This is a genomic window from Limibacillus sp., from assembly GCA_037379885.1.
Classification (GTDB): Bacteria; Pseudomonadota; Alphaproteobacteria; order Kiloniellales; family CECT-8803; genus JARRJC01.
On record JARRJC010000085.1, the window covers coordinates 1 to 5,799 of the forward strand.

5 protein-coding genes and 1 pseudogene are annotated in these 5,799 nt (G+C 66.2%); all 6 read right to left on the bottom strand.

From position 1 onward, the window contains the following. A partial coding sequence (locus P8X75_14350) for a hypothetical protein (protein ID MEJ1996364.1) occupies positions 1-185 on the bottom strand: 185 nt, incomplete at its 3' end. A gap of 12 nt (positions 186-197) precedes the next feature. Beyond that, positions 198-1,520 carry a Re/Si-specific NAD(P)(+) transhydrogenase subunit alpha gene (locus P8X75_14355; GenBank protein ID MEJ1996365.1) on the bottom strand — a complete coding sequence of 441 codons (1,323 nt, stop codon included), beginning with the start codon at positions 1,518-1,520 and terminating at the stop codon, positions 198-200. Positions 1,521-1,645: 125 nt separating this feature from the next. Further along, a complete protein-coding gene (locus tag P8X75_14360) occupies positions 1,646-2,614 on the bottom strand; it encodes a zinc transporter ZntB (protein MEJ1996366.1) in 969 nt (322 codons plus the stop codon). A 68-nt stretch (positions 2,615-2,682) separates the two neighbouring features. Further along, positions 2,683-4,116 (bottom strand): AarF/ABC1/UbiB kinase family protein, encoded by a 1,434-nt coding sequence (locus tag P8X75_14365; protein MEJ1996367.1) that lies wholly within the window; start codon positions 4,114-4,116, stop codon positions 2,683-2,685. Positions 4,117-4,204: 88 nt separating this feature from the next. After that, entirely contained in the window at positions 4,205-5,134 is a 930-nt protein-coding gene (locus tag P8X75_14370; GenBank protein ID MEJ1996368.1) for a ketopantoate reductase family protein, read from the bottom strand. A 16-nt stretch (positions 5,135-5,150) separates the two neighbouring features. Then, positions 5,151-5,799, bottom strand: a pseudogene (locus P8X75_14375) (aminotransferase class I/II-fold pyridoxal phosphate-dependent enzyme).

Sequence of the window (5,799 nt, forward strand, 5' to 3'; positions counted from 1 at the left end):
GCCAGCACGAAGACCGTAAGCCCGATCACCAGCATGGAGGGGCCGTGGCCGCCGTCCGCAATCGCGCCCATCTGCTCGCTCGCCGTGCGCCCGGCCTCCATGGCCAGACCGGCGGCGTCGGCGGCCAGTTCGTTGGCCTTGTCCGCCAGCGCATTGGCCTTATCGGTGAGACTCTGTTCTGACATTCTCCCCCTCCCTTATTTCTCGTCGCTCTTGGCGGCGGGCTTCTTGGCTCCAGAAGACTTGGAAGCCGGGGATTTAGACGCCGAAGCCTTGGACCCGGAGCTCTTCGCGCCGGAACTCTTGGCGGCGGGCTTCTTGGCGGGCGCCTTCTTGGCCCCGCCAGAGCTGCCGGAGCCGCTCTTCAGGCCCAGCGCCTCGATCACGCCTTCGTGGACGACCTTGCCGTCCTTGGTGATCAGCGTGCCCTTGACCAGATCGTCGTCCCAGTTGATCGCAAGCGTCTTCTTCTCCTTGTCGACCAGCGTCTCAAGGAAGTTGTAGAGGTTGCGCGAGAAGAGCGAGGAGGCGTCGACGGGCAGGCGGCCCGGCACGTTGCGGTGACCGACGATCAGGACGCCGTATTTCTCCACGACCTCGCCGACCTTGGTCAGTTCGCAGTTGCCGCCGTTCTCGGCGGCGATGTCCACGATGACCGAGCCGGGCTTCATGGTCTTCACCATGGCCTCTGTGATCAGCTTGGGCGCGGGACGGCCCGGGATCAGCGCCGTGGTGATCACCATGTCCTGCTTTTTCAGGGTCTCGGCGACCAGTTCGGCCTGCTGCTTCTTGTAGTCGTCCGACATCTCCTTGGCGTAGCCGCCGGAGGTCTCGGCCTGCTTGAACTCCTCGTTCTCGACCGCGACGAAGCTGCCGCCCAGGCTCTCGACCTGCTCCTTGGCGGCGGGGCGCACGTCGGTGGCGGAGACGATGGCGCCCAGGCGCTTGGCCGTGGCGATGGCCTGAAGGCCGGCGACGCCGGCGCCCATCACGAAGACCTTGGCCGGGGGCACGGTGCCCGCCGCCGTCATCATCATGGGAAAGGCGCGGCGGAACACGGCGGCGCCGTCCAGCACGGCCTTGTAGCCAGCGAGGTTGGCCTGCGAGGACAGGATGTCCATGGACTGAGCCCGGGTGATGCGCGGCATCAGCTCCATGGCGAAACAGGTGAGCCCGGCCTTGGCCGCGGTCTCCAACCCTTCACCGGCGCGGTAGGGGTCGAACCCGCTGATCAGGACCGCGCCCTTGGGCAGCAGCGCGAACTCGTCTGTGCCCTCGTCCTTGGTCATGGGGCGGCGGACCTTCAGGACCACCTCCGCTCCGGAGAGCGTGGACTTCGCGTCCTTGGCGATCTTGGCGCCGGCCTTCTCATAAGCCTCGTCGGTGACGGCGGCCTTCAATCCGGCGCCGCTTTCGACCACAACGTCCAGCCCCAGCGCGATCATGCGCTTGACCGTATCGGCAGAGGCGGCGACCCGTTGCTCGTCGTCTCTTATTTCCTTCGGGATGGCGATTTTCATCGTCGAGCCTTCTCCCCCTAAATGTCTTTTTCCACTTGGGCAGTGCGCAAGAATGACGACTGTCTACCCGTTTGGAAAGGGAAGACAGGTCGCAAGTTGGCTATCTAAGGCCGTTTCCGGCTTATTTAGAGCCACCTCATGCGGCGGAACAGCCAGAGTTCGATACCCAGAAGAACCACCAGCAGACCGCAGACAGCCCAAAATGCCCAGGGCGTCTCCACACCGGGCATGCCAGATACATTGATCCCAAGCAGGCCCGTGACAAGGCCTAGCGGTAAAAAGATACCGGCCACGATGGACATCAGGTAGATGCGGCTGTTGGCGGACTCGGCCAGACGGTTGCTGAGTTCGTCCTGAATCACGGTGGTGCGTTCGCGTGTTGCGTCCAGCGCCTCGACGTAGCGGGTCACGCGGTCAATGGAGTCCCTGAGGCGGTTGCGGTCGTCCTTGTTGAAGAAAGCCGGATGAAGCTCGGCCAAGAGCTTGAGGGCGTCGCGCTGCGGGGCCACGTAGCGCCGCAGCGTGATCAGCTTGTGGCGCAGCGCATAGAGCGGCTCGCGCAGGTCGCCCTTCTGGGATTCCAGGACGTCGATCTCCAGGTCGTCGCAGGTCTCCTCGAAGGCCGTGATGGTGGGCTCCATGCGGATCAGCAGCCGCAACACGATCTGGGTCACGAGCTGGCCGACCCGCGTCGGCCCCTCGCCCTTCTTCAGGGCCTCGTATTGGTCGGCGAGCGCCATGATGCGCCGCCCGCGCAGGGCGATCACCCGCCGCTCCTCGGCCCAGATGCGGACCGAGATCATGTCTTCGGGGTCAGCCCCGGGATTGAGGTTCACGCCGCGCAGGATCAGTAGGACGCCGCCCTCATGCACCTCGCAGCGCGGCCGCGTCTCCTCGGCCAGAAGCTCCTGCACCACGTCGGAGGGAAGCCCGCTGTCGCGCTTCAGCCAGTGCTGCGCCTCGCTGTTGGTCCGGTCGAGCAATACCCAAAGCGGCTGGGTCCCGGCGAAGTCCTCCGCCGCCACTTCCCGCCCGCCGTTCTCCAGCGCATAACCCTGGATCGGCAAAAGCCCGCTGGACGCATCAGATGCCATGGAGACCTCCCGCTTTGGTCAGACCGCCGGGAGAGTATAGCGCCAGGACTAGGAGTCGCCGGGGGAAATCAGGCCGCGATCTCTTCGGGCAGGCCGGCCTTGGTAAGGGCTTCCTTCTGGCGGTCGGCCATGACCTTGGGGTCGAAGTCGTCGGCCAGGCCGCGGAACAGGCGGTGCCAGTTGACCGTGGCGTCCAGGTGCATGAAGACCGACCCGAGGCCGATGGCCGCGCGGTCCATCAGCACGAACTCGCGCGGCGGGCGCACGCCGCCCAGGCGGCGCAGTTCCTTGTGCACCTTGCCCGCCGTCTCCGCGCCCAGTTGTCCCGCCTTGCCGCGCATGATCGGCTGGTCCTTGTCCTCCAGCAGCGGCGCGTAGAGGAACTCCGCCCAGATGTTGAGCGCGGTCAGCAGGTCGTCGCTCAGGTTGTCGAATCCCCAGGAGCGGTAAGCCTCGCGGGCCAGCGCCTCGTCCTTGCGGTCGAGCGCGTGGTAGAGGTCGATCACGCCCTTGACGAAGGCCGGCGGGAAGACCCGGACGCAGCCGAAGTCGAGCAGGTTCACCTTGCCCTCCGGCGTGATCGAGTAGTTGCCCATGTGCGGATCGCCGTGGATCACGCCGTAGTGGTAGAAGGGCACGTACCAGGTCCGGAACATGTTCACCGCGACGCGGTTGCGCATCTCCTGATCGGTCTCGTGCTCAGCGATGAAGTCCAGCAGCGGCGTGCCCTCCAGCCAGGTCATGGTGAGCAGCCGGTCGGTGGTCAGCTCCGACACCACCTCCGGCACGGCGATGGACTCCTCCTTGGCCAGCATCCGGCGGAACAGCGCCATGTGCCGGGCCTCGCGCTCGTAGTCGAGCTCCTCGCGCAGCCGGTCGCTCAGCTCCTTGTAGATTTCGCTGGTGTCGATGGCCTTGTCGTACTGGCGGTAGGCGGAAAAGACCCACTTCAACTGCTTCAGGTCCGCCTCGACGGTCGAGGACATCTCGGGATACTGCAGCTTGCAGGCCAGCAGGCGACCGTCGTGGTCGTGGGCCTTGTGCACCTGACCCAGGGAGGCGGCCGCCGAGGCTTCGCGGTCGAAGTCGGCGAAGCGGTCCTGCCAGCCGGGGCCCAGTTCGGTGCGCATGCGGCGCTTGACGAAGGGCCAGCCCATGGCCGGCGCGTTGGACTGCAGCTGGCGCAGCTCCTCGGCGTACTCACGCGGCAGCGCCTCCGGGATCGTCGCCAGGATCTGCGCGGCCTTCATCAGCGGGCCCTTCAGCCCGCCCAGCGCCGCTTTCAGCTCAGAGGAATGCTTGGTCCGGTCCAGGTCGCGCCCGAAGACGCGGCTGCCGACCAGCTGGGCGGCCAGACCGCCGACCGACCCGCCGACCTGGGCATAGCGGCGCACGCGCCGCCCGACGCGCGAGTCCTCCTTCTCGAAGACGCTCTCGTCGCCGTCGTCTTGGCTCTTGTCCTTGTCGGAGGCCTTCTTGCCAGGGGCTTTGCGGTCGGCCAAGGAGTGCTCCCAATCACATGAAAAACGAGGGGGTTTGCGCGCCCCTCAAGATGTAGGAGTCCACAGCCGCCTTTCCAGAGGCAGCGGGTTAGCCTTGCGCGCCCATCACCCGATCGGCGAGGCCCGCGACCACGGAATCGCTGGCCGGGGTGTCGATGCCCAACTCGTCGCCCAGGCGTGCGACCGATCCCGACAGCCAGGGCAGCTCCAGCGGCTTGCCGCGCTCCAGATCGATCAGCATGGAGGGCTTCATGGGTCCGGGCAGCTTGTCGAGGTTGCCGCGCACGCTCTCCTCCAGCTCCAGGGGCAGGTCGATGCCCTTGGCGCGCCCCACCGCCACGGCCTCCGCCACCAGGTCCTGATAGAGCTGCCGGCCCTCTGGGTTGGCGCGCAGCGTGCCGCAGTCCTCGCCGCGCAGGGTGCAGGCGCCGGCAAAGGCCGAGAGCAGCACAAACTTGCGCCAGAGCTGCCGTTCGATGTCGCCGACCAGCTCGCTTTCGAACCTGGCGCTGGAAAAGGCGTCGAGGATCGCCTTGGCCCTCGGCGTCTCCTGACCGGAGAACTCGCCGAACACGATCTTGGCATGGGGCGTGACATGCTCGATCACGCCGGGCTCCTTGATGTGGGCGGAGATGTAGCTGACCCCGCCCATGATGTCGTCGCGGCCGAGCGCGGCGCCCAGGATCGCCTCCCCGTCGATGCCGTTCTGGAGGGAGAGGATGGCCGTGCCGGGACCGGCCAGCGGCTTGACGATATCGGCGGCGCTTTGGGTGTCGGCCAGCTTCACGCAGACCAGCGCCAGATCGAAGTCGCCCGGCGTCTCCAGCCGGTCGAGCAAAGCGACCTCCGGCAGATGGAAGTCGCCACGCTGGGAAAAGACCTTGAGGCCCTTGGCCGCCATGGCCTCGGCATGCGCGCCGCGCGCGGCGAAGACGACGTCATGGCCGACCTCCTGCAGGCGCGCGCCGTAGTAGCCGCCGACGCCCCCGGCGCCGATCACCAGAATGCGCATGGTCATGGGCTCCTCCCGCTGGTCAGCTCAGCTGCTCGCAGGCCTTCTTGATGCGCTTGCAGGCCTCTTCCAGCGCCTCGGTCGAGGTTGCGTAGGAGATCCGGAAATAGGGCGAAAGGCCGAAGGCTTCGCCCTGCACGGCGGCGACGCCCACGGACTCCAGCAGATAGGTCACGAAGTCGCCGTCGGAGGAAAGTCTTGCCGATCACCCCCGCGCAGGAGGGATAGACATAAAAGGCGCCCTCGGGCTTCAGGCAAGTGAGGCCGGGGCAGTCGTTCAGCATTTTCACCACCAGGTCGCGGCGGCTCTTGAAGAGCTTGTTGTTCTCCGGAATGAAGTCCTGCGGGCCGTTCAGGGCCTCCACCGCCGCCGCCTGACTGATCGAGGAGGGGTTAGAGGTGGATTGAGACTGGATCTTCGCCATGGCCTTGATAAGAGGCTGCGGACCGCCCGCGTAACCGATGCGCCAGCCGGTCATGGCGTAGGCCTTGGAGACGCCGTTGACCGTCAGCGTGCGGTCGTAGAGCGCGGGCTCCACTTCCGCCGGGGTGCAGAACACGAAGTTGTCGTAGACCAGATGCTCGTACATGTCGTCGGTCATGACCCAGACATGCTCGTGCTTCTTCAAGACGTCGGTCAGCGCCTTCATCTCATCGCGGCTGTAGGCGGC

Coding starts and splice junctions, on each gene's coding strand:
- P8X75_14360 (MEJ1996366.1), bottom strand. CDS start 2,614: ATGGCATCTGATGCGTCCAGCGGGCTTTTGCCGATCCAGGGTTATGCG.
- P8X75_14370 (MEJ1996368.1), bottom strand. CDS start 5,134: ATGACCATGCGCATTCTGGTGATCGGCGCCGGGGGCGTCGGCGGCTAC.
- P8X75_14355 (MEJ1996365.1), bottom strand. CDS start 1,520: ATGAAAATCGCCATCCCGAAGGAAATAAGAGACGACGAGCAACGGGTC.